The organism is Bacillus sp. 220_BSPC (assembly GCF_001054655.1).
GTDB lineage: Bacteria > Bacillota > Bacilli > Bacillales > DSM-1321 > Peribacillus > Peribacillus frigoritolerans.
The window spans coordinates 60,042-84,707 of sequence record NZ_JVPL01000208.1 but is presented as its reverse complement, the minus strand read 5'-3'; the positions used below and the strand labels follow the sequence as shown (position 1 = coordinate 84,707).

At 40.0% G+C, this 24,666-nt stretch carries 20 protein-coding genes and 2 pseudogenes; 4 read left to right on the top strand and 18 right to left on the bottom strand.

Translation table 11 applies throughout. From position 1 onward, the window contains the following. Positions 1 to 85: 85 nt before the first annotated feature. The 3 genes from ADA55_RS16915 to ADA55_RS16905 all read right to left on the bottom strand — a co-directional run bounded on the left by ADA55_RS16915 (position 86) and on the right by ADA55_RS16905 (position 4,302). Positions 86 to 1,258, bottom strand: a complete 1,173-nt coding sequence (locus ADA55_RS16915) for a thiolase family protein (protein ID WP_048686041.1) — start codon at positions 1,256 to 1,258, stop codon at positions 86 to 88. A 95-nt stretch (positions 1,259 to 1,353) separates the two neighbouring features. Continuing rightward, on the bottom strand, positions 1,354 to 2,622 hold the full coding sequence (locus ADA55_RS16910; RefSeq protein WP_048686008.1) for an MFS transporter: 1,269 nt from the start codon (positions 2,620 to 2,622) through the stop codon (positions 1,354 to 1,356). An 81-nt stretch (positions 2,623 to 2,703) separates the two neighbouring features. Then, positions 2,704 to 4,302 (bottom strand): long-chain-fatty-acid--CoA ligase, encoded by a 1,599-nt coding sequence (locus tag ADA55_RS16905; protein ID WP_048686039.1) that lies wholly within the window; start codon positions 4,300 to 4,302, stop codon positions 2,704 to 2,706. A gap of 617 nt (positions 4,303 to 4,919) precedes the next feature. On the opposite strand from ADA55_RS16905, the pseudogene ADA55_RS16900 reads away from it, so the two are divergent. The 3 genes and pseudogenes from ADA55_RS16900 to ADA55_RS31405 all read left to right on the top strand — a co-directional run bounded on the left by ADA55_RS16900 (position 4,920) and on the right by ADA55_RS31405 (position 8,965). Then, a pseudogene (locus ADA55_RS16900) lies at positions 4,920 to 6,309 on the top strand (PLP-dependent aminotransferase family protein). 104 nt (positions 6,310 to 6,413) lie between these two features. After that, the gene (locus ADA55_RS16895) at positions 6,414 to 7,730 is read left to right on the top strand and encodes an MFS transporter (protein WP_414629832.1); all 1,317 of its coding nucleotides are present in this window, start codon (positions 6,414 to 6,416) and stop codon (positions 7,728 to 7,730) included. Positions 7,731 to 7,832: 102 nt separating this feature from the next. After that, positions 7,833 to 8,965: pseudogene (locus ADA55_RS31405) on the top strand (PLP-dependent aminotransferase family protein). Between the two features lie 517 nt (positions 8,966 to 9,482). Here ADA55_RS31405 and ADA55_RS16885 read toward each other — a convergent pair. From ADA55_RS16885 to ADA55_RS29870, 13 genes are all read right to left on the bottom strand, one after another. Beyond that, positions 9,483 to 11,270: an adenine deaminase C-terminal domain-containing protein gene (locus ADA55_RS16885; protein WP_048686006.1), complete on the bottom strand. Its 1,788-nt coding sequence runs from the start codon at positions 11,268 to 11,270 to the stop codon at positions 9,483 to 9,485. Between the two features lie 107 nt (positions 11,271 to 11,377). Further along, a complete protein-coding gene (locus ADA55_RS16880) occupies positions 11,378 to 12,940 on the bottom strand; it encodes a benzoate-CoA ligase family protein (RefSeq protein ID WP_048686036.1) in 1,563 nt (520 codons plus the stop codon). A 409-nt stretch (positions 12,941 to 13,349) separates the two neighbouring features. Beyond that, a complete protein-coding gene (locus tag ADA55_RS31595) occupies positions 13,350 to 13,544 on the bottom strand; it encodes a hypothetical protein (protein WP_048686004.1) in 195 nt (64 codons plus the stop codon). Beyond that, complete coding sequence (locus tag ADA55_RS16870; protein WP_048686002.1) at positions 13,534 to 14,184, bottom strand: Phenylacetic acid catabolic protein; 651 nt, start codon at positions 14,182 to 14,184, stop codon at positions 13,534 to 13,536. Before ADA55_RS16870 ends, ADA55_RS31595 begins: the two co-directional genes overlap by 11 nt. Position 14,185: 1 nt before the next feature. Then, positions 14,186 to 14,416: a hypothetical protein gene (locus ADA55_RS16865; RefSeq protein ID WP_048686000.1), complete on the bottom strand. Its 231-nt coding sequence runs from the start codon at positions 14,414 to 14,416 to the stop codon at positions 14,186 to 14,188. Further along, positions 14,413 to 14,721, bottom strand: coding sequence for a metal-sulfur cluster assembly factor (locus ADA55_RS16860; protein ID WP_048686034.1), 309 nt, complete (start codon positions 14,719 to 14,721; stop codon positions 14,413 to 14,415). The genes ADA55_RS16865 and ADA55_RS16860 overlap by 4 nt, the downstream gene beginning before the upstream one ends. Positions 14,722 to 14,739: 18 nt before the next feature. Beyond that, complete coding sequence (locus ADA55_RS16855; protein ID WP_081088574.1) at positions 14,740 to 15,678, bottom strand: Phenylacetic acid catabolic protein; 939 nt, start codon at positions 15,676 to 15,678, stop codon at positions 14,740 to 14,742. 149 nt (positions 15,679 to 15,827) lie between these two features. Beyond that, positions 15,828 to 16,853, bottom strand: coding sequence for an MBL fold metallo-hydrolase (locus ADA55_RS16850; protein WP_161798626.1), 1,026 nt, complete (start codon positions 16,851 to 16,853; stop codon positions 15,828 to 15,830). Further along, positions 16,801 to 17,025 (bottom strand): hypothetical protein, encoded by a 225-nt coding sequence (locus ADA55_RS16845; protein ID WP_048685996.1) that lies wholly within the window; start codon positions 17,023 to 17,025, stop codon positions 16,801 to 16,803. Before ADA55_RS16845 ends, ADA55_RS16850 begins: the two co-directional genes overlap by 53 nt. Positions 17,026 to 17,040: 15 nt before the next feature. Then, positions 17,041 to 17,922, bottom strand: a complete 882-nt coding sequence (locus ADA55_RS16840) for a PaaX family transcriptional regulator C-terminal domain-containing protein (protein WP_048685994.1) — start codon at positions 17,920 to 17,922, stop codon at positions 17,041 to 17,043. A gap of 98 nt (positions 17,923 to 18,020) precedes the next feature. Further along, positions 18,021 to 18,449 (bottom strand): acyl-CoA thioesterase, encoded by a 429-nt coding sequence (locus ADA55_RS16835; RefSeq protein WP_176702847.1) that lies wholly within the window; start codon positions 18,447 to 18,449, stop codon positions 18,021 to 18,023. A gap of 93 nt (positions 18,450 to 18,542) precedes the next feature. Further along, the gene (locus tag ADA55_RS16830; RefSeq protein ID WP_048685992.1) at positions 18,543 to 19,346 is read right to left on the bottom strand and encodes an enoyl-CoA hydratase/isomerase family protein; all 804 of its coding nucleotides are present in this window, start codon (positions 19,344 to 19,346) and stop codon (positions 18,543 to 18,545) included. A 257-nt stretch (positions 19,347 to 19,603) separates the two neighbouring features. Beyond that, positions 19,604 to 19,783 (bottom strand): hypothetical protein, encoded by a 180-nt coding sequence (locus ADA55_RS29870; protein WP_048685990.1) that lies wholly within the window; start codon positions 19,781 to 19,783, stop codon positions 19,604 to 19,606. A gap of 50 nt (positions 19,784 to 19,833) precedes the next feature. Between ADA55_RS29870 and ADA55_RS16820 the strand changes: the two genes are divergently transcribed. Continuing rightward, entirely contained in the window at positions 19,834 to 20,241 is a 408-nt protein-coding gene (locus ADA55_RS16820; RefSeq protein WP_034312897.1) for an Hsp20/alpha crystallin family protein, read from the top strand. Positions 20,242 to 20,306: 65 nt separating this feature from the next. On the opposite strand, the gene ADA55_RS16815 is transcribed toward ADA55_RS16820, so the two are convergent. Next, a complete protein-coding gene (locus ADA55_RS16815) occupies positions 20,307 to 23,438 on the bottom strand; it encodes an AAA family ATPase (protein WP_048685988.1) in 3,132 nt (1,043 codons plus the stop codon). Beyond that, a complete protein-coding gene (locus ADA55_RS16810) occupies positions 23,435 to 24,580 on the bottom strand; it encodes an exonuclease SbcCD subunit D (protein WP_048685986.1) in 1,146 nt (381 codons plus the stop codon). The genes ADA55_RS16815 and ADA55_RS16810 overlap by 4 nt, the downstream gene beginning before the upstream one ends. Positions 24,581 to 24,666 lie beyond the last annotated feature (86 nt).

Genomic DNA, 24,666 nt, shown 5'->3' with positions numbered 1-24,666 from the left:
TGTATAGTTGCCATCGACAAGTAGGGCATTTAGGTCTGAATGCTGTGCTAAATTCATTGTTTTTTTTGTAAACACACATGTAAAATCAGGCTTCACGTTCAATTATCGTAGCAATTCCCTGTCCGCCCCCAATGCAAGCTGTAATAAGGGCGAACCTTCCGGCAGAACGCTTCAATTCATGAACCGCTTTCGTAATGAGGATGGCACCCGTCGCACCTAGTGGGTGTCCATGTGCAATGGCTCCCCCGTTCACATTCACTTTTGCTAGATTCATATCAAGCTCCCGATTACAAGCAATCACTTGAGCGGCGAATGCTTCATTAATCTCAATGATGTCCATTTCATTTAAGGAAAGTCCTGATTTCTCCATTACCTTCCTTATAGCGGGAACAGGTCCTATTCCCATATAATTTGGATCTACCCCTGCAACTGCCTGTGCCCTGATCGTCGCTAAAGGCTTAATCCCCAATTCCACCGCTTTTTCCCTCGACATGATGACCAATGCTGATGCGGCATCATTCAATCCCGAACTATTGCCTGCAGTCACGGACCCGCCTTCCAGAAACGCAGGCGATAATTTGGCTAGCCCTTCTTTCGTTATTTGCGGTCGTGGATGTTCATCCAAATTAAATTCGATATCGTCACCTTTTCTGACGGGAATGTGGATAGACACAATTTGTTCATTGAACCGGCCCTCTTCCACGGCTCTGGCCATATTTTTTTGGCTTTGTAGAGCAAAGGCATCTTGTTCTTCCCTGCTGACCTCATATTTTCCCGCTAAGTTTTCAGCCGTGATTCCCATCGGGGGATCGCCAATCTCTTTAGGGGACAACCTGGACTTTCTGAACTGCGGCGGCTTTGCACTGTATGGTTTTTCCGGTCGGTCCATCAAGTATGGCGCCCTGCTCATGCTCTCGACCCCACCGGCGATATAGACATCGCCTTCGCCAGCACGGATCGCTTGTGCAGCCAAGTTGACAGCATTTATTCCCGAGCCGCATTGACGGTCGACAGTCAGTCCCGGAAGATGAATCGAGAGGCCCGTTTCCAGTGCAGTTAACCTGGCAATGTTTCCACCCCCGCTTAACACATTCCCCATGATTACATCATCTACCATACGAGGTTCTACATTCGCTCGTTTCAAGGCTTCTTTCATCACTTCTGCTCCAAATACGTGGGCAGGAACAGATGCAAGTGCACCTCCCTGTTTTCCAATTGCTGTTCGAACTGCAGAAACTATGACGGCTTCTCTATTCATGTCCCATCCGCTCCTTTTCCTTTTATTCACTCCATTATTTGAAGGCATTCCTTCTCTTCACTAGTTTCATTGAATGTAAGCAGGTTCGACCCTGCTTATGAGGACTTAAGGTCAAAATTATCAGAACTTTTATTTTTAAGTTTCCCGGCCGGTTTAACGAATATCGCAAACAGGATGCCAAAAGCCAGGACAAGGATGGCCATGAACAATATCGATAGGTTATAACCCAATAGTTGATTTCCTCCAGCTAGACTTATGATATAGCCAGTTAATAGAGGTGCAACAATGCCCGCTAGATTTCCTGATGATGTTAAGATGCTTGTCATCAATCCCCCCCGCTCCTGCATTTCATTGATCATGATCGTTGGTCCGATTGGTAAAATGGCGTATGTAAGGCCCTTTGCTAAACACATGGCGACTATCACCCAGATTGGATTTTGAAATATCATGATTGAGGAAAAGAACAATGCACCAAGAATCATGGCGCCCGCAACGACGAATACCCTTGATGATCGCCAATTCTGATTCTTCTTGAATAAATGATCGGACGCCATCGAAACCCCCATATAAATACATACGGAAACGACTCCGATTATCGCAACGCTGGTTCCCATTTGACCTGGAGTCATTTTAACGGCTTCCACTAAATAAATCGGGAGCCAAACAGAAAACCAAACAACTAAAATATACGTTGAAAAATAAGCTAGTGTAGTAAACAAAGCAGTAGGTGAGGCCAATAGCAGCAAAAAGTCTTTCACTTTTATTTTTTCCAGTTTTTGTTTCTTTTTCTTTTGGACGTTTTCATATACTTCAACTGGATTTTCCTTTGTTAAAAATTGGAAGAGGAAGAACCAAACAAGGCTTGCTGCACCAAGTGCTGCAAAGGCAACCTTCCAGCCGAATATCGTAATTAAGGAAACGAGGATCGGTGCCACGATCATCGCACCAACGGTCCCTCCGCCAACAACAACCGAATTTGCAAAGCCTTTCAGTTTCGGCGGAAACCACTTATCGGCATGGCTGTAAGCAATTGGGCTATAAGGCCCTTCGAATGCGCCAAGTAAAATCCTGTATAGAATTAATAACGGAAGAGCGGTGATGGCTAAAACGCCGAATTGCAAAACGGTCCATGTCAGCATGATGAACCCCAGCACTTTTTTAGCCCCCAGCCGATCAGCCCATGCTGCCCCAAAAATCCCTGTTACTGGGTAAAGCCAATAATAACTGCTTCCAACAAGACCCCACTCTGCATAGGTAAGATTGAATTCCTTCATGATGGGAACGGCTGCGAGGCCCACGATCGATTTATCTGCAAAATTGATGACGGCTCCAAAGAATAATAGAATGAGAACAACCCAACGCATATGAATCCCTCCTCTTCTTTATTTGTCTACAATGGCATACCAACCAACGTAAGGTTCAACTTAGATGGTTGAAATCCACTTTCAATCCTTCTCTAATTCCTCTTTAACTAACAATCTTTTTAATAGTTTACCCACTGTATTACGCGGAAGTTCTTTTCTTAATTCAAATACTTTTGGTACTTTATAAGGCGTCAATTGGGAATAGCAATATCCTTCTATTTCTTCAAGATCAACGGAAGCGCTTTCTTTAGGTACGATGAATGCTTTCACTATTTCTCCTTTTTCTTTATGTGGGATGCCAACCACAGCTGCCTCTTTAATGGACGGATGTTCATACAGAACCCCTTCTACCTCCTGCGGGTAAATATTGAATCCGCCGACGATGATCATTTCTTTTTTCCTGCCGACGATATAGAAATATCCTTCGTCATCCATCACAGCAAGATCGCCAGTATATAGCCAATCATTCTGTAAGGCCTTTTTGGTTTCGGCTTCGTTATTCCAATAACCCTTCATGATTTGCGGGCCTTTTATGAGCAACTCCCCGACGCATATGTTAGGCACTTCATTATTTTCATCGTCAATGATCATACAATCCGTGCCTGGAAAAGGGATGCCAATGCTTCCTATTTTCCTTTTTCCGAAAGGCGGATTACGATGAGTGGAAGGTGAAGCCTCAGACAAACCGAAACCCTCTCCGATTTTGGCACCGGTCAGCCCCTCAAATCGCTTTATTACTTCAACCGGCAGGGGCGCCGATCCACAAGAACAACTTTTTAAACAATTCAGTCCATAGTTTTCAATTCCTGGATGATTGACGAAAGCGTTATACATCTTTGGAACTCCTGGAAAGAAAGTCGGACGGTACATTTTTATTTTTGCAAGTACATCTTCAAGTTCGAATTTAGGAAATAAGAGGATGGCAGCTCCAATATAGATACCTAGATTCATTGCACTTGTCATGGCATAAACATGGTAAAGAGGCGTAGCTGCCAAAACGATTTCTTCGCCAGGTTTCAGGGAATCTCCATACATTTCAAAGCTCTGCACGACATTGGAGGTTAAATTATGGTGAGTAAGCATGACACCCTTCATCTTCCCAGTGGTGCCGCCCGTATATTGAATGACTGCCGTATCTTCATGCGGGTTTATCACTTCGGGCTTCTTAATCGCATCCCCGGTATCAATCATCGTTTTAAGGGAATTGGAGCCATTTTGATCATTTTCCGTATCAATGCATACATCAAATTCATATATCGCTTTCGTTTCTTCGATTGTATTTGCGGCCGTTTGGTCAAATACAATTTTCTTGGTATCCGAGTCTATTAATATTTGCAATAGTTCCCGCGGTTTATACATGGGATTAATTTGTACAACCAACAGACCCAGTGCCTGGGCAGCATAATAACTGATTATGAAATAAGGGTGGTTGGCCATCATCAGTCCAATCCGTTCACCTTTAACAAAGCCCATTTCTCTCCATTTACCTGCAAGTTTGTCTACCTGCATTTTTAGATTCTTATAATCCATGGACTGGTCTTCATAAATGATGGCTGTATGGTGTGGAAACTTACTCGCTGTTATATCAAGCAGTGAATAGACGGATATTTCCGGTAGCTTCATAGATTTCATTCTTTCAACATACCATTGCTCCCATGGTTTATTTATAGTTTTTCGCACCATTTATCCCCCCGCACATAAACGAATTTCATATCGTGCATGTTTGATTTATAACTATTATTATGCAACTTGCATGCCAAGTCCCAATTTAATGTAAAGTCGCTTATTATTAACATCAGTCAATTCATAAATGAATTTTATTCGCAAATAATGCCTTTCTATAGGGGATTCATCGAAATGCCCATAATTCATTTTTGAATTTAAACAAACTCAGATCTTTACTAACGATATTGAAAAGTTGGTTTTTACCATATTATAGATTATACCTTCTCACAAATCGTGATATAGACTTTCTCTATGGTTAATTATAAAATTCGAAAAGCCCATCCAGCTGAGGATGGGCTTTTCGAATTTTATAGAAACTTGGCCTACGAGAAATCTATATACTAAATACCTTTCCAGGATTTTTCGTAGACAGTTTTTTTCGCCGTCTCCATTGATCATCCTCAAGGTTGGAAGGAATAATATAGTTGTTAAAAAATAAGACCCGCTACTTTTGAGGACAATTAAGTGAAATCAATTGCCACTCGGATATCCGCTAAAGGGCATAATATAAAAAACTATAATTGTTTTATAAATGGCACAATCATATAATTGTATGAAAAAGGATGCGTATCATGCCGATTAATTCTTTTGAAAACTATCCGATGAGCTGGAAGCCATCGATTGATAAAACTGAAAAGCCTATCTATCAAGCACTAGCAGGGCAATTGGAACAGGATATTTTAAACGGAGTTTTATTACCTGGAACAAAACTTCCTCCACAGCGAGAACTTGCCGATTATTTAGATTTGAATTTGAGTACCATTTCAAAAGCATTTAAAGTGTGTGAATTAAAGGGCTTGATAAGTGCAACTGTTGGAAGTGGCACATTTGTATCGTATGATGCGTTATCGAATGCTTATTTGCTTGACGATATAAAGCCCAGTCATTTGATTGAAATGGGAGCCACCCTGCCAGATAGTGCTTCATACGAGCCACTGCTACTCCAACTGAAGAATATGCTGCAAGAGACAGATTATGAAAAATGGTTTGGTTATGGTCGTTCTGGAGAAAGCCGGTGGCAAAAGGATGCAGCTATCAAGCTAATCCAAAGGGGTGGGTTTGAAACAACAGTTGATCACATATTATTTGCAAATGGCGGTCAAAATGCGATTGCAGCCACACTGGCGAGTCTTTGTCAGCCTGGAGATCGTATTGGTGTTGATCATCATACTTACCCGGGCTTAAAAACTGTGGCAGCGATGCTTAGTGTGCAAATAGTACCGATAAAATCAGAGAACCATGAAATGAGTCCGACTGCCTTTGAATATGCGTGTAAAAATGACAATATTAAAGGCATTTACTTAATTCCGGATTATCATAATCCGACAGCTCACTGTATGTCTGTCGAGAATCGAAAAATGATTGCAGCAATTGCCAAAAAGTATAACCAGTTCATTATTGAAGATGCGACGTATCATCTTCACAACATTAAAACCACTGCCAGCAGTTGCATCATTTGCACCGGAACAGGTTATCTATATTGCGAGTTTATCGAAATCAATAGCACAAGGATTACGACTAGCCTATGTAGCCGTTCCGAGTCAATACAAGGAGCCGATTTCAAAGGCACTTTATAATTTAAATATATCGGTTTCGCCGTTATTAGCAGAACTGTCAGCACGTACGATTGTATCGAATCAATTTGAAGTCTTAATTGAGAGTCATCGGGAACAAGCTTTTCGCAGAAACCAAGTCCTAAATCGTTATTTGGCAGACTATACATGTTTAGGCACTGAAACAGGCATCTTTCGTTGGTTGCTATTACCAGGCAAGATTACAGGTGCTGAGTTTGAAACGTTGGCTGCAAAGCAGGGGGTACAAGTTTATGCAGCTGAACGTTTTGTAGTTGGAAATAGTTGTCCAGAGCGGGCTGTAAGGGTTTCTGTCTGTGCACCGGAAACGCTTGAAGAGCTTGAGCGAGGATTGATTATCCTTGAACGTTTACTAAACGATTTGACGTAATATTGTTCGCCATACAATTATATTATTGTATGGTTTTTTTGTGCGTGATACGATGATTCAAATCTAGTTGGAGGATTATGTTAAATGGAATTAGCATTCTAGAAATGGAGGTTGTTATGTTACATAAAGATCGTGTAAAAGAGTTAGAGGTCCGATCGGCTAGGTTACAAGGTTACATTAGTTCTTCAGAAAAACAACAACAATTATATAAAAGAACATTAATGGTTGTTGTCATATCCCAAATTTTTGGCGGTGCGGGACTTGCAGCAGGAATAACAGTGGGTGCACTTCTTGCACAACAAATGCTTGGCACGGATGCATTTGCTGGCCTTCCTTCGGGTTTATTTACTTTAGGGTCAGCAGGGGCTGCACTAATTGTTGGACGGCTATCTCAGCGATTTGGACGTCGTTCTGGACTTGCTGCAGGATTTTTGGCCGGGGGTATCGGTGCCATTGGAGTAGTCATTTCAGCATTAGCAAATAGCATTCTACTTTTATTTATTTCACTGCTTATCTATGGGGCTGGATCAGCTACAAACCTTCAAGCACGCTACGCAGGAACTGACTTGGTAAACTCAACTCAAAGGGCAAAGGCTATTAGTATGGCCATGGTTTCCACCACATTCGGTGCTGTTGCAGGTCCAAACCTGGTGGATGTAATGGGTGAATTTGCGATATCCATGGGAATTCCTGCTTTAGCTGGTCCATTTATATTAGCTGCCGCAGCTTATATACTTGCTGGTTTGGTACTCTTAATTTTACTTCTTCCTGATCCCTTTATTGTTGCAAAAGCAATATCAGATGCTCAAAGAACAACCAGCAATTCACTTTTAGAGGAAAATTCTAATTTGTTATCGATAAACAGGCGAGGAATTTTTGCAGGAGCTTCAGTAATGGTTCTAACTCAATTTGTAATGACGGCAATTATGACGATGACCCCCATACATATGGGACACCATGGACATGGATTGAATGAAGTGGGACTTGTCATTGGGTTTCACATAGGTGCTATGTTTTTGCCTTCTTTAGTAACTGGTTTTCTTGTTGATAAAATTGGCCGTGCTGTTATGGCCATTGCTTCTGCCATTACGTTACTTGCTTCTGGCATTCTAGCTGCTATGGGACCTGCTGATTCGATCGTGGTTCTCATTACAGCACTTGCTTTACTTGGGCTTGGCTGGAATTTTGGTTTAATTAGTGGCACAGCAATCCTTGTAGATGCAACTCCTCCATCCACTCGGGCTAAGACGCAGGGTTCTGTAGATGTTTTGATTGCTTTGTCAGGAGCATTAGGAGGAGGCTTATCTGGAATGGTTGTAGCACATTCTAGTTATGCAACCCTATCAATTGCTGGTGCTGTGCTTTCATTACTGCTTATTCCATTTGTTTTTTGGGCAGGTATCAATCATAGTAAGGTCTAACCACATTAAAATGACTGAAAATTCAAAATTCAGCTAGAGTAAAGATAGCCTATTAAACTTTTAAAATTCAATTTCAAAAAATAAAAAAAGGAATGACTATTGATGAAAAATAAATTTGCGGAGAGAGCCCGTTTAGTAAAATCTTCTGAGACACGTGAAATATTAAAAGTAACAGAAAGACCAGAAGTCATCTCTTTTGCAGGAGGCCTGCCAGCTCCAGAGTTGTTTCCTGTAGAAAATCTTAAGATTGCTTGCAATGCCGTATTGGATGAAGAAGGTGCGGCTTCTCTTCAATATGGTACGACTGAAGGATATATTCCTTTAAGAGAAGCTATTAGTCACAGAATGAAAGGTATTGGGATCAACTCTACTATTGAAAATGTTCTCATCACATCAGGGTCCCAGCAAGCAATCGACCTTACTGGAAGATTATTTATCAATGAGGGAGATACCATTATTTGTGACTTGCAGCAATCAACGCATTCAAGTCATACGATGCCAAATTTGTTGAAGTAGTTATGGATGATGATGGAATGGTTATAGAAGAGCTAGAGAAAAAGCTGAATAATCATCCTGACACCAAATTCATCTATACTATTCCAGATTTCCAAAACCCTACAGGTCGCACATTAAAACTCGAAAGGCGAAAAAGAATGATTGAGCTTGCTAATCAATATGATGTACTGATTGTGGAGGATAATCCCTATGAAGCTGTAAGATTTGCTGGAGAGGAACTCCCCCCTGTGAAACATTTTGACACAGAGAATAGAGTAATTTATATAAGCACATTCTCTAAAATTTTCACTCCCGGTCTTCGACTTGGATGGATTTGTGCAGATGAATCTTTCATTGAAAAGTATGTTGCTTTTAAGCAAACAGCTGACTTACACACGGACAGCCTTGCTCAAAGAATTACAGCTAAGTATATGGAAATTTACGATATGGAAGAGCACATTAAAAAAATCAAAGCAGTATATAAAACAAAATGTACAGACATGATGCGCAGTATTGAAGAATTTTTCCCAAAGAACTTGTCTTATAGTAAGCCGGAAGGTGGTTTATTTATTTGGGTTGAGCTCCCTGAGGGCATTGATTCAGCACATATATTTACAGAGTGTCTAAAAAATAACGTTGCTTGTGTTCCTGGAACTCCATTTTTTCCTAATGGTACACAAAAAAATACATTACGTTTAAATTACTCAAATATGTCTAACGAGAAAATTATTGAAGGATAAAGCGTATGGGAGAAGTATTACATCGTGAATTGGAAAAAGAATTAACTCTTTTATGATTCAGCGCTGACAGTTTAGTCCGAGGAAGACACACAAAGAAACAATGTATCGTGCTATATTTTATACATGTAATAAACAAACTTAAATCTGCTGGGGAAAAATCCATTTTGATTAAACTTTTTTCAAAGTGGATTTTTTAATTTATAGGAATAACGAAGCTACTTTGGTCAATCTATTTTATAGATTTAGTAGCTCAAACACTGCCAAGGGCTTATTAGGCATAAGTGAACCTCTCTTATATAAACATGTCCTTCCGTCCAAGTGGCATAACTGGTCCAATCGATCCGACCATTTGGTAAAGGTCTTAGATACACGTTCAAGGTTTGGGATAATCCGCATTTATCAAGTCTTCCTAATTACAGTACTTTGGGTATTTTTGATGAGCCACATTAACGAAAATCAGGCTGCCGTTTCCCCGTAATCCTTAGGTGAAACGGCAGCCCCGCAAACCTATTATTTTCTATGCGTTCATTTTGTTTAAAAAGTTCGTCATGGATGTGGAAGGAAATAAGATTCTATCGGATTTCACATCATATAACCCAAAGGGATTTAAACGCAGACCAGGAAGAAAGTCGCAAGTTAAGAATAATAAAGTATACAAAATGTCGTGAAAAGGAAAGCCTCTCGCTTGGAGCACCTTTAATAATTTATCATTAAATTCAACTGCACTATCAAATGAAGGATCAGAAGTCATCATTCCCGTAAGCTGTAATGGAATTTCAAGTATTATTTCATTATCATCGACAATTACGATTCCTCCTCCCAGTTCATGTACTCTTGAAGCAGCTTTTGCCATCGCCTCTGGTTTTCTTCCGATGGTGAGCAAGTCTGTCGTTGTATTAAAGGTCGAGGCCATCCCATCTAAATTCAATGCAAACCTTTCTAAAATACCTTTTGTAACCCACTCTCCCTTTCTATCGATTAGTGCTGCATACATTAGACCCTCTTGGGCCGAAAGATCGACATACCCATTCTTGGCTGGGAGAAACAAATTCTCCTGTTCGGTTATTACATTACTGACAAAATGAATAACAGGGACTGGATCATTCGAAGAGGTGTGTGGATATAGATACAAATCAGGATTTGCCAGAATTCCTCTTGAAAAGGGAAATGTATTTTCAGGTAAATGCTTATCCCAATCCAAATCTGGCATCTGGGTCGTCAGTTCTCCTTTTTCTGCAACGATTCTCCCGTTTGAAATCACTAAGTCTGGACGAAACTGCACCAAATCAGGCAATAATAATATATCCGCCTTTTTACCCGGGGCCAATCCGCCAATGTAATCGTCCTGTTTAAGGTATGTAGCTGCATTGATCGTGACCATCTGAATAGCTTCGATAACAGGGACTCCATATTCCACAGCTTGTCTTACTAGTCCATCGACGAATCCTTCTTTTTCAATGAAAGTTGGATGCGGACCATCTGTCGTCATCAAAATCCTGCCCGTACTTACCTGTCCATCTGTAATCAGCTTGATTATTTTTGACAAATCCGGACGAAGCGAACTATTTCTGAGAACTGTCCATAAACCCAACCGTAAACGATCCAGGGCCTCTTCTGCCGTTATCGCTTCATGACAGGCACTTATACCTGAAGCTGCAATAGAATTTAATTTTTCATAAGAGCACCCCGCATTATGCCCATCAGCTATTTTCCCCATTTTTTTAGCTGCATCTATAATATCGAGTAAAACCGGATCCCCTTTGTAGAGTAAAGGCCAACGAGTCACTTCTGCCGTTCCAAGTACTTCTTCACTCGAAAGAAGGTCCATAATATCCTCTTTATTGAACCAGTCCCTTTCACCTGGATAACTAGCCTGTGAAACTAATCTTATTAACCAAAAAAAATTCCCTGGCAGGTTTTTCAACTCGCCTAGAAGCCTTTTAAAGCCCGAGTGACCTAAGTGCAAATAAAAAAATAAATTATCATTCACTGTAGTGGTAGTCCCCAACGGCAATACTTTTGCGGTGATACTTATAGGATTGTATATAACCCAGGGATGTGCATGAGTTTCGATGAACCCTGGAGATACATACAAACCATTGGCATCTATTACAGTGGTATTTTCATTTATCTTCACTTCATTTTGGCCTATATATGCAATGCAATCTTTATACAGCGCAATATTTTGCTGAAGAAATTCACCAGAATAAACATTAATAACCGTTCCGCCTTTGATGAACATATCTGCGGGTCGTTTTCCTTGCGCCACTTCAACCAATTCATTCCGGTTCGCTTTAGCATTCACTTTTCCTCGCCCCCACCATTCAAATGACAATTGAACATTTTTTCATGCTGAATGAATCCCCCATTATAATTTGTAGACATTCTTGGAGATTGAATCATCCTTTTTGTTTACGATTGTGATTTGATCTCTGGTTCTCTTAATTTAAATCTTTGGATCTTTCCTGTCGAAGTCTTTGGTAACTCGTTCACGAACTCAATGACGCGGGGGTACTTATACGGTGCTAACACTTTTTTTACAAATCCTTTTATTTCCTCTTTCCTGCCTTCATCTGGATCCGCACTTGTTTTCAATACTATATAGGCCTTGGGTTTTATTAAATCATTTTCATCCTTTACAGCAATAACAGCAGTTTCCAGTACATCGGGATGTGATAATAGGGCGTTTTCAATTTCTATTGGTGATACCCAGATCCCATTTACCTTCATCATGTCATCAATGCGGCCAGCGTACCAAAAGAAGCCATCTTCATCCTTAAAGTATTTATCTCCCGTCATAAGCCAATCACCAATAAACTTCTTTTTGTTTTCTTCATTAAGATTCCAATAAGAGGCTGCAATGCTATCTCCCTTAATTAAAAGGTCCCCCACTTCATTCACCTGAGTTTCATGACCTTGTTCATCCACTATTTTAGCTTCGTAACCGGGAACGATTTTCCCTGTGCTTCCTTGCCGAATATCATCTACCTGATTGGAGAGGTATATATGAAGTGATTCGGTCGAACCAATTCCGTCTATAATATCCAGTCCGAAAACTCTCTTCCATTGTTCGATATAAGAAGCCGGCAGTGCCTCTCCTGCCGATACGCAAAGTCTAACTGAAGAAAGATCATAGGTTTCCTTCGTCTTCTCAAGGTAATTGAGCATCGATCCATACAGAGTCGGGACACCAAAAAATATGGTTGGACGATACTTCTCTATCGTCTCGAACACCTTTTCTGCAGTCGGTCGGTCTGGCATTAAAACAGTGGTAGCCCCGGCTCCAAAAGGAAAATACATCGCGTTTCCCAAACCATAAGCAAAGAAAAGCTTCGAAGCCGAAAAAGTAATGTCATTTTCGGTAATTTGCAAAATGTTCTTTGCGTAGTTTTTGAAAGCTTCTTCCATATCGGTTTGAAGGTGAATAACCCCTTTTGGCTCACCTGTACTTCCTGATGTATAGAGCCAGAACGCTTGATCATTAATGTTGCTAAAACAAGGCGGCAGGTCTTTATTCTGTCTGCGAGTAAGACTATGGAAAGAATATTCGTTATCTTCCTTCAGGTTCTGATCATCCCCATCAACCAAGATGACATGCTTTAAGAATAGTAATCTATTTTTAACAAGCTTTAACTTCTCCCACTGTTCACAAGTAGTAACCAGCACTTTGGAACGGCTATTATTCAAAAGATACTCATAATCCTTTGTCGGTAAAAGTGTATTGGATGGAATCGGTATTGCCCCAACCTTTATTGCACCGAAGAAACTTATGATGAATTCTGGAGAATCATGTAATATAAGCAGGACACGCTGTTCCATCTCCATGCCCAGTTCCTTTAATGCCGCACCAAATTGATTGCCAAGGGTATCGATTTCTTGATAGGTATAAGATTGATTTTCATAATAAATAGCCGTTTTATCCCCTCTGCCCGCTTCAATATTTTTCTGGAAAAATTTATAGGAAGCATTGTACATCGAGCCCAATCCTCTAATTTTACATTCGGTTTTTATCACACATTTTACCTCCTCAAAAAGCTACTGGTTTTAGAAGCGTCATCCCACCGTCTTCTTTTATTCCAAATATTCAAAAAAGAAGACGGCTGCCTGCCATTACAAAGCCGAATCAATCAATTCCCTATCCTTCCATTTTCAATATCTCCTTTGCGGAAAAAGGCATTCATTTGGAAACGCTATGTGAACTAATTTGAGCAAATCCCCTTCCTGACAATGCTCTTTTTCACCCAGAAACCGCTTTCAAATCAAGCAAACCTCCAATCAAGGGTAGTGATTACATCAGGCTATGAAACTTATAGTCTGATATCTCCCCCAATATTTTACACATTCACAAGTGCATTTTGCACTGGAAAGGCTTTTAAAGTAATGACTACCCATTCAGATCAGAATGCTCATGAGGTCGATCAGTAGAAATAGAACCTTTCCATCGTATGCTTTCAAAAACCGTTTTACAGTTTAGGCAATAGTATTGCCTAACGAGCTGTGCAGTACCGAAGGATGAATATAATTCAACATTTTTGCCATCACAAAATGGACATGTCGGATTTTCCTTTTCAACGGGCATTTATTATCTCCCCGTCCCTTAAACGCGGGATCAAAGCTTCCTTATAGGAGTTTACTAAATTACTATTTACAGGAAGGATCTCGTTTTCAATAAGCACACTATTGTTTTCCACTTGTTTTAACCAAGTAGTTATTTCTTGTTCACAAAGTTTAAAAGCTCTCCCGAAACGGGCAGGAATGGAGCCTCCATCATTCAGTAACTTGAGTGCCCAGTTCTTCGAGTACAAAATATGCTCCAACTGTTCTCTTGCCAATTTATTGAATTGCAGTTCGATTTCACTGCCCTTTTGGTGGCTGGTCAAAGCGGTTATCAAAATATTGAGTGCCGTATTCATAGAATAAAGTCCCGCAATAAGTTGTATCCACTCCCCGATTTGAACAATGCTGCCAAACGCTTTACCCGTTTGTTCCTTCACTTCCTTTTTGCTGCCTTTTCCGCTCTTCAAATTCGTTCCCCAGTTATAGAGAAGCCGAGCATGGCCTAGCTCCGACTGTGCCATAGCAATTGCGGCAAGGGTTGCTTCCAAGTCTGGACCACTGACACCGACTTCAACAAGACGATCTCCCAAAATGAATTTATTATCAGCAATCGTTTCTATTAAGGTAATCAATTCAATGTTGCCATTTGTTGAATTCACCATATTAAATCACCCTCTTCTTAAAAAATGGATCTGCCTCTCTAATGCAAATCATGTTTTCCCGCTTGACTATAAACATTTCCAGCCATTTTTCTTCATCATAAATATAACGGGCATAAACACGTGCCAAATCATCATTATTTGCCTCAACTGTTCCAATATGCATTAAGTCATCACCACGATTGATTCTTGAAAACACATCATATTCAAAGTTTTGGACCTTTTTTTCACTCATTTTGAACTGACCCCCCAGGACTTTAATATCTTCTTGCCTGCTTCACTCATTTGGTCGACCGTCCAAGCTGGACTCCAAACAACCTCTATTTCCACTTCAAGAACACTTTCTTCTTGAAGAAGCCTTTTTTTTATATCACTCTCAATCCACTGCATGCATCCGCATCCTGTTGAAGTATAGGTCATCGTTACATGCGCTGTATTTCCTTGCATTTCTACACCGTAAATCAACCCCATATCCACAATGCTAATCGGAAATTCAGGATCAGAAACTTCTTGTAACGCTTGGATTAATACCGGATCCATATTTAAAACCCCACCCATCTATATCGCCTCATTTCGATATGCATCAAGTAGCTGGTATCCTTTTTGAATCCTGTTAACGAACTCTTGATTTTGTGGTCCACGCTGCTTAAAACGTTTGATGACATTATCCCACGTATCAGGTTCATCATAATTCCACCGCTTGTTTTCCGCATCGAATTTACATGGAAAGGGAACTTTCAATTCATACCTTCCAGCCCCTTCATCGTAGTGAGCAGGTAGATTAAGTCCGAGGGATTCACAGAAAGGAACGGCTGTCGACATCCATTTCTGCCGTAATTCATCATTAGTCTTTCCTTTCAATTTATAATCCAGCTGGGCTGACCTGCTTTTTAAGTTATCGGCTACACCGAAGAATTCCAGGGACATGATGAACATCCAATCAATCGCTTCTTGTACCTGCTTAGCCGTTTCAGGATCTTTCATGGCTGCCTTCATTATGATTTCACCGTTTCTTAAATGGAATAGTTCCTCCTTATCAACTTTTACCAATGCCCGTTTCCAAGGTCCGTATGATGTATGTTGGTGTGCATCCCCCAATAAGGTGTAACCTGCTCGATCAAATAATCCGTTGAATACTCCTAGTTCAACCCAATTATCCAATTTAAAATCAAATGCATATGGATTCTTCCATTTATTTGGTGAACGCTCATATAACATGTATTGAACATTTTCCCCTAAATCCTTTAATAACCTGTACGCAATATGCGCATGCCCGATTTCATCCTGCATTACTGCAAGTGCTGTGATTTTGTAATTTAAATTAGGAGCATCTTTATAGACTGTCAGAAGAGGCGGAACACTTAATAATTCTGTATCCGCAACAATCATCAATGTTTGCTTCAATGCCTTTTTATAGTTTTCATCCATATCTTCCAGTCTCTCAACCACAAACCCGGCTTGGATCTTGCCCATCAAATCATTTGTTAATCCTGTCATCTGTTCCTCTCCTATCGTATTATGTTTTTAAAACTATCGTCTTATATAAGTAATATAATAATTTACTTTATCTGGTTAGTCAACAGTTTATCAGATTTTTCAGAAAACAAATAAAGCGAGATGCACAAAAGTGCATCTCGCTTTATTTGTTATAATTCGTATCGAAACATTCCGCCATGTGAAATTTTTTGTATTCTTTTTTCTTTCACTAAATATTCCAGATGTGCTAACGTTTCCGCGATGGCGAATCGCCATTGATGATCAGTGAGCTTCTTATGCTGAAACAGCTGTTCCGTAATCTTATACGCCACTTTATTTGATTCCAGAATGGTTAAAATGACCGCTAAACGTTCATTATGATGTTCAATGATTTCCTTAGCCCGCTGAGCAAGATTTACTATTGGCGTTCCATGGGCTGGATATGCAATGCTCACATCCTGTTCAACAAGTTGAGACAAAGTTGAGAAGTAACTTTTTAGTGGATTTTGATCGGAATTGGGCCAAAGACTAATATTCGGAGTGATTTTATTCAAGACTACATCGCCTATTAACATTATTTTCTGGGTCTCTTGATAAAAACATAGATGGCCCTCCGCATGACCACCATATGTTTTGATGCTCCACCTGCCTTCAGGGCTATCCAAATAGGTATCTTGAAAAATTTCAATTTCAGGAAGCGGATTCACTTTATTCGAGAGAAACAATACGTTTTCTCTCACTTTAGTCAACAAAGGCTCAGGAACGGAATGTTTACCAAATAATTCATAAGTTGCTTCAGCCTGTTTCGCATTACCGCCAAAGACAGTCTTAATCATCCGGGCTTCCACATCACTCATATAAACGCGAGCACCGGTTCTTTCCTGCATCCAGCCGATTAAACCAGTATGATCGGGATGAAAATGGGTCAGGATAATCTTTGATATATCTGTGGGTTTTATGGACAACTCTTCAAGGACATCTTCCCAATATCTCTTGGCGGCTTCTGTTGGAAACCCAACATCCACCAGCACGATTTCTTCTTTCATTCGAAATAAATAACAATAAACATGCTTCATGGGGAATGGGACTGGAATGCCTATGCGAATTAAATAATCCGTTATTTGTTGATGGTTCCCTGATGGCTCAGTAATGATCATCACTTCCCAAAACCGGTTTCCACCTTTGTTGAACGGCAAGCAAAGCTTCCTTTCCATCCACAGCTCCAATTGTTAATTCATACGATTTTTGATTCAACGGAAATGTCTGTCCGTAAATCAGAGCATACCCCTTATTTATTCCATATTTCTCATAATCAAGGCCATTCAGCTCTTCCAAACCTTTTTCTGTAACATGGATTTTTTGCTGCATAAAAAACCTCTCCTCTTAATCATGATAGATTTCTGAAAAAGGGTTAATGGCTTTTTCACGATTTACGAATCCCGCTTTATCAGGAGGATACTCCATGATCGATTCAAAATATTTCACTGCCTTTACCGATGTAAGCTGATGAATATTCCAAAATAGCTCCCTAGCCTTGGTCCCATGCCAGTCTTCAGGTAATAAATCTAGCGGGAAACCAGGATCCAGGAAAAGGAACTTCCTATATTCGTGAACAAGCCGGGTTCGTTCATAAAAACATTCTTCATTTGAAATATCATCATCCCATACAGCCTGCTGCATGTCCTGAAGCTTCGTTTCATATTGCTGTATGAAAGTTAAATAGTTTTTGTTTATTTCATTTAAATTCCAACAAGCACGTAAAATCTCTTCATTTGAGTGGGTGATCACTTGACTGGAACTGAAAATAACCAGGTAGTCCTTTAAATCATATGTATCCATCAAGCTCAGAACCTGTTTTTCCAATGGATTGGGACTGACCCAAATACTATTGGACAAAAGCCCGAATCCTGTCCAGCTCAATTCCTTACGCACTTGATTCCTCAGCACCCGCTTCTCTTCAGGGATGGAGTATGTAACCACTCTCCACAACCCATCCCAATGATTATTCCGGATCGTATAAACACGTTTGACACCATCATCCATATTGCGTTTCCCTTTTTGAGTTAATGAATAATAACTTTTATTGCCTATTTTCCGCCCAGTAATTAAATCCTGTTGAACGAGACGCAGAATAGCTCCACGCACAGAGGATTCCGAAACACCAAAATGTCCCATCATTTTAATCAGTGTCCCAATCCATACTTCCCCACCGTAGAATTGGACGAAATCACCAAAAAGAGTATACAATAATGACCTTGGTTTCATGTTGATTCTCCTGTTCTCATAAAGCCTTTTCTTCTTAATGTAATCTAAATTGGCTCAATTTTCAAACTTGTCAGAGATAAACATCCCTTCATATCCCGCTATATGACTTTCAATATTCTTTTTATATTTTCTGGAATTGGTACAGCCTTAAACCCATCATCCCCGATGGAAGTCCAAGCGCGAATTTCATAACCATACCCAGTCCTTATTTCCCTACAATAAACTTCATGCTGAAAACGAAAGGTTTTTGTTTTCACCTCATTCACGTGAGTGTATACTGTCACTTCATCGTCGTAGTACAGAGGTTTTTCAAAAGTACATTTCGCTTCGAGTAATGGAATGATGATTCTCTTCTCTTCTTCCAAATATTTAGGGCTCATTTCTATAGAACGAAAAAAATTATGACCCGCTAAATCGAACCATTTATAATAATTCGGATAATAGACAATTCCTGCCCGGTCTGTATCACCCCACTGAATTTGAAATTTCGTTTCGTTCACACGCCTTTTCAAATGAGTTTCTTCCATTATAGATAAACCATCCTCCCATTAGCATTCTTAGTAAAAAAGCAATATCGGCAAGAACCGATATTGCTTTTTTACTTTAAAAGGACAAATCAATCATTTACCTTTCCACTGTGGTTCACGTTTTTCAAGGAAGGAAGCCAAACCTTCTTTAGCATCTTCAGAGCGGAATAGAAGATTCTGTATTTCCCCTTCATAACGGATCGCCGCGTTTAAAGGCATTTCTTTACCGTTCATTATCGATAGTTTAATGTTAGTTACTGCATAACTAGCCTTACTTGCGACATTTTTGGCATATTCCAAAGTTTTTTCACGTATTTCATTTTGTGGGAAAACCCGATCTACAAGTCGTATTTCCTTAGCTTCCTGAGGTGAGATAGACTCCCCTGTGATATTCAGGTCGATTGCCTTGGAGTGACCAACTAATCTAGCCATACGTTGTGTCCCCCCTGTACCTGCAAGGACCCCCAGATTAACTTCCGGTAAACCGATTTTCCCTGCATTATCCCCCATAAAGCGAAGGTCACAACCCATCGCCATTTCCAGTCCCCCACCTACCGTGTGACCTTCCAGGCATGCAATCCAAATTTGCGGTGAACGTGCAATTTTATCTAGAGTTTCATTGCAGAATAAGCAGAATTGTGTTTTAAAAACCGGATCAGCAGCTTTAAGGAAGTTAATATCCGCTCCGACCGAGAAAAATTTAGGCATATCACTCATTAGCACAGCCACTTTCATATCTGGATCAAAACGAATATCATCAATTGCAGCATTTAATTCTTTGTAAAAATCAAGCGTATAGGCATTAGTCTTATTAATATGAAGATGTACTTCCGCTACCCCAGTTTCTTTGTTTTTTTGGATTGTAAGCGTTCGCTTCGCTTCGACTGCTGTACTCATTTTCATCAACACTCCTTCGATTTTGTATTACGTTTTATTTCCTTCCGTTTATATTACATAATATACTACTTAATTTTCAGAATTGCAATTATTTTTGGTAAATTATTTAATAATTAAATCCAGTGTAGCATTTGGTATTGATTAACAAAGTTTGAATTATTCATTTTGACACAGTAAAAAACTGGTTTCGAATATAAAGATGGCATTAGGTTACGAGCTTAATAGAAAACATCATTGATTATAAAGGAATGACCAACTCATGTAGAATTGGTCATCTCTTTTATTAACTTCTTGCTAATTTTCAATCCCCTTAACTCCCACACACATTGTTCCTTTGTTTTGATTACTTTTCTAAAGTACTTGTTTGCCATTACATTTTTTGATCCACTCTTCCGGAATCTTTTATCATCATTCATTTTCACTTTTTCATTCACCATTCTTCATGCTCCATCATATAATACCTCAAAGGAAAACCGGGGGTATCAACATGCAAGACAATCAACATGGATCGCAAATGACTGAGGTTGAAAAGTTTGATGAATGGGTGAAAAGTTTTTTTCTGGATCCGGAAACTTGTGCGTTGGATCATCAACTTTTTTCAATTGATATATACGAAAGTGACGATGAGTATATGGTGGAAGCGGTTTTGGAAGATCATGATGTGAAAGATATTAAAGTATGCCTAAGTGATAATGAGCTATCGATCATCGTTGACGATACTCATAAGCCATTTCTTGAAAAAAAAGAAGATAAGCTACCCACACAGAGAAAAATCCCTTTCCCCTTTTCGATTTGCTCACGCAGAATTACCGCTGAATTCTCGAATCCGATTTTGGTGATTCGCATCCATAAGTTTTCCCCCGGAAAAACAGCTGAAGATATTAACATTGAGTAGTCCGTTCATTAAAAATAAAAAGAATGGCTAAGGGGAACCTCCCCTTAGCCATTCTTTTTTCTTGATTAACCAGCAAAATAAAAGGACGTCCGACTTCCTTTTTGTGTCGAAATGACTTGAAGCTGGGCATCGATTCTTTCTTTCAATTCCGGGACATGGGATATTATCCCGACCAATCTCCCGGTGCTTTGTATATCCATTAATGCTTCAATTGCATGATCAAGAGATTCAGGGTCGAGCGTACCGAAACCTTCATCGATGAACATCGTTTCAAGTGAAATTCCGCCTGCATTCTGCTGGACAACATCCGCAAGACCCAAGGCAAGTGCAAGGGAAGCCTTAAAGCTCTCTCCTCCCGAAAGGGTTTTGACATGCCTCTCTTGTCCTGTATATTGATCATACACAGATAACTCCAGACCGCTCTGGATATTCCTTCGTGTAGGATCAAGCTTTCGCAATAACTGATATCTTCCGCTTGTCATTTTCAGCAGCCTTGAATTGGCTTCTTTTAAGATATCATCTAAAAAGGCTGCCAGTACATAACGTTCAAAAGTTATTTTGAAGGAGTTTTGACCTTTGGAAATCTCAGACAGATGACCGACGATACTGTACCTTTCATCCAAACTTTTCTGTTCTTCCCTAATTTGCGCCAATTTCCTTTGGATTTCTTCGTTAGTCCGTTTTTCAGCCTGCAACTCATTCTGTTTTTGGCGTAACGACTCCAATTCTTCATCTATGAAATCGAATGTCTTTTTCAATCCTTCAAGATCCGGTTTGGTCACATCTTTTAATTTCATTTCCAAATCATGAAACAGACTTAAAACACTTTGCCAATTTTGATTATACTGCTGAACTTGATCCTCCAAATTTCCAAGAGCTGCTTCCGATATTTTTGCTGCCGTATATTCTTTATAATTGGAAAAACCTTGATTGGTCATATCTGCAATTAACTTTTCCCGCTCCTCTTTCAATTCTGTATTTAAAGCCTCGATATTTCCACTTAGGGATTCTTTTTTTGCACGGATGGCCGATTCTCTTTCCTTCACCAGTTGAAGGTTTTTTTGTGCATCTTCCAAGGCCGATTGTAAGCGTTTCTGTGTATTTACAGCCATTAGATAAGCTGCATTATATTCTTCCTCTGTCCGTATTCCGTCTGGCAGGGAATCGGTTAATCCTGTTAGTTTTGTAGAGTTTTCAATATACCTAGTTTTCCCTTGGTCCTCTTTTCTCTCTAAAGAGATCAGATTTTCCTTTAGCTCGGATGCTTTCTCTTTTAAATCCAGCAACCTTTTTTCCAGATCATTTAATACTGACTTTTTCCGCATCAATTCTTTTAGCTGTTCTTGCAGCACTTTTCCTTTTTGTACAAACTGCAGCAAATGCTCATTAATATCTTCATTCCTAAACTCCGGCATGTCATTTTGTAAGTCACTTAGCTTCTCTTGTGAAGACTCTAACAGTGCGTCATATTTGGATTTCGCTTGATAATATTCACTTTCAGCTTGGCTTTTTTGTTGTTCCGCCGTTTTCAGCTTGTTTTCTTGCTCTTTCAGTTCCAAATCCGTCGGCATATGCTCATGCATCTGCGCTGGTTTTGGATGACTTTGTGAACCGCACACAGGACAATTTTCTCCAGAGTGCAGCATGGAAGCAAGCATACCCGCTTGGCCTGATCGCCAGTTTCGGTTCAGGGTTTCCAGTTTTTCCTTCTCCTGAATTTGTATTCTTTGTAACTCCTGGAACCGATTATTCTTTTCATCCAGCACTCGTTTCGTATTCTGGATTTCATAAAGAACTTCTTGAAGCTTTTTAATTTTCGATAAAGCTGAATGATTTCTTTCTGCTTCAATTTCCTGATCACGATAAAGAACAGCCGCTTTTTCCGCTTCTGTTTTTTCTTGAGCGACTTTCTCAACTTCCGCTTCGACCGACAGATGTTCCGAAACAGTTTTTTCACGAAGTCGTTTACAAGTTTGCCACTCTTTTTCATCTAAGGTAACCTGTGCTTTTAAGCTTGCAAAAGTCATGACAGCCTCTTTTACCTGCTCAAGCTGATGAACAGCTCGGACTGCCTGCTCTCTTTCATTTTCCTTCAACATTTCCTTATCATAGCAATCCTGCTTCTCAATGCGCTCAGTTCGTAACTTCTCGGACTGCTCACTTAACTTTTGAAGTTCGGCATTCGCATCTTGCACTTGTTTGCCAATTCGCAAATAGTATTGTTCCTGCTTTTCAAGTGAAGCCGCTTTGTGTGCCATTTTCATTTGGACTTTCACTAGTTCCATTTCTGGCAGCTTTGCTTCAAGGGCCTCTTTTTCTTTTCGAAGTTTTTCTTTTTCAGAAAATCGATTTAATAAATCGACAGCTTTTGAAAGCTCTTGATTTACTTGATCACGAGCTTTTTGCTTTTCCTGTATTTGGTTGTTAATATATTCATTTTTTTCTGTTGCTTTCACAATGACTTCCTGTAACAACGGTAAGACCAGCTGTTCATTAGGCTCTTCCCCTTGCAATTGCGCCTGCAGCTCTTCATGATTTCCAGGATGGATGCCTTTCATCAATTCCATTCGCCGCTGAGCACTTTTTTCGCTTTGCTTTCTTAGGATGGAAGCCTCTTCTTTTAATTTTTCTTCTATTCGTTTATATAGCTCAGTATGAAATAATTTCTGGAGAATTTGTTCTTTATCCTTGCTGTCGGAAGTTAACAGTTTTCGGAATTCATTTTGTGGAATCATCAGGATTTGCCGGAATTGGTTCGCATCAAGTCCAATGAGTACTTTTATTTTTTCTTCAACTTCCCGTACATTTGCACCCAGCAATTTTTTTCCTTCAGGCAATACCTCATATAATTCAGCCTTTGCTCCAACCGTAGTTGTTCCTTCACCTGCTTTTTTCTTCCGTTCCTGCTGTGGCGACCGGGTCACCAAATACGTTTTTCCACGCAGGGTAAATTGTAAAGATACTTCAGTCAACAGATCATCTTCGGCAAACTGACTTCGTAAATCTTGCCCGCTCCGATCTTCACCGCTGGCTTTTCCATATATAGCAAAACTAATCCCATCAAATATCGTTGTTTTCCCTGCGCCTGTCTTTCCAGAGATTACAAACATGGTCCGTTCCCCAAGGGAATTAAAGTCAATGGTTTCCCTTCCTGCATATGGTCCGAATGCCTGCATCGTTAAAATATCCGGTCTCATTTCAAAGCCTCCTCTTTCTTAACAGCTTCAATTACCGAAACCATCAAATCCTGCTTTTGTGAATCAAAGTCCCTATCTGTCATTTCTTGATAAAACGTTTCAAACAGGTCCAATTCTGATTTCCGTTCATCTTTTACAGAAGTGAAGGAATTTTTCCTCCTAAGGTCAGTCAAATCCCATTTTCGCTCCAGATGAAGTACGTTCGGATAAAACTGACGCAAGCGGTTAATAGGATCGATCAGTGCGCCCTCATCATTTAGTGTTATTTTCAAATAGTCATCCCTTTTTTGCGATTGATAGAAAGCGGGATCAAGCAACTCTTCCATAACCCCGGATATTTCCCTCATATCGAATTTGGGTGTCAAAGAACGATAGCGTATATTAAAACTTCCATCTTCTTGCATATCGACGATGGACAGCGATTTATTCTGCTTGGCCTCGGAAAAAGAATATTTTAATAGTGATCCAGAGTAAAACACCTTAGGATGACGTATCGCGTCTGGGCTATGTAAATGCCCAAGTGCCGTATAATCGAACGCATCGAATAAGTCGGATGAGACACAGCCAGAACCACCTACCGACAAGACCCTTTCCGAATCGCTCGTTTTTCCGCCTAATACAAAAGCATGTCCTACAAAGACATTCGGCTCATCCATATTGAAATTCTCGGCTATCGTTCCGGTTATCCGCTTCATTGCTTCTTGATGGGAATGGATACTATCATCTTCAAAAAGATGGCGGACCGTCCCAGGTTCTGCATAAGGAACACAATAAAAGTTCACGCCCTTGATGCGAACCGGCTCACATGTTTTTGTCAATTTCCCATGAATGTATAACTGACTATGACGATACCATGATGAACCGAATGCGAGTCTTTCCGCAGAATCATGGTTTCCCGAGATCGCAACGATCGGTGTATTCATTTTCACATTAATCGTATAAAGGATTTCATCAAGAAGCTCCACCGCTTCAGTCGGCGGAACGGAACGATCATATAAATCACCGGCAATCACCACGGCATCCGGTTTTTCCTCTTCGACAATTTCTATGAATTGCAAGAGTGCATGCCTTTGGTCATCTGTCATATGTACCCCGTGAACGATTTTACCTAAATGCCAATCAGCCGTATGGATAAATTTCATAGTTTCACTCCGTCCTAAATTTTACTTACTATTATTATATCAAAAATTTAACGAATAGCATGGTTTGGGTACAAACGTTCTAATTT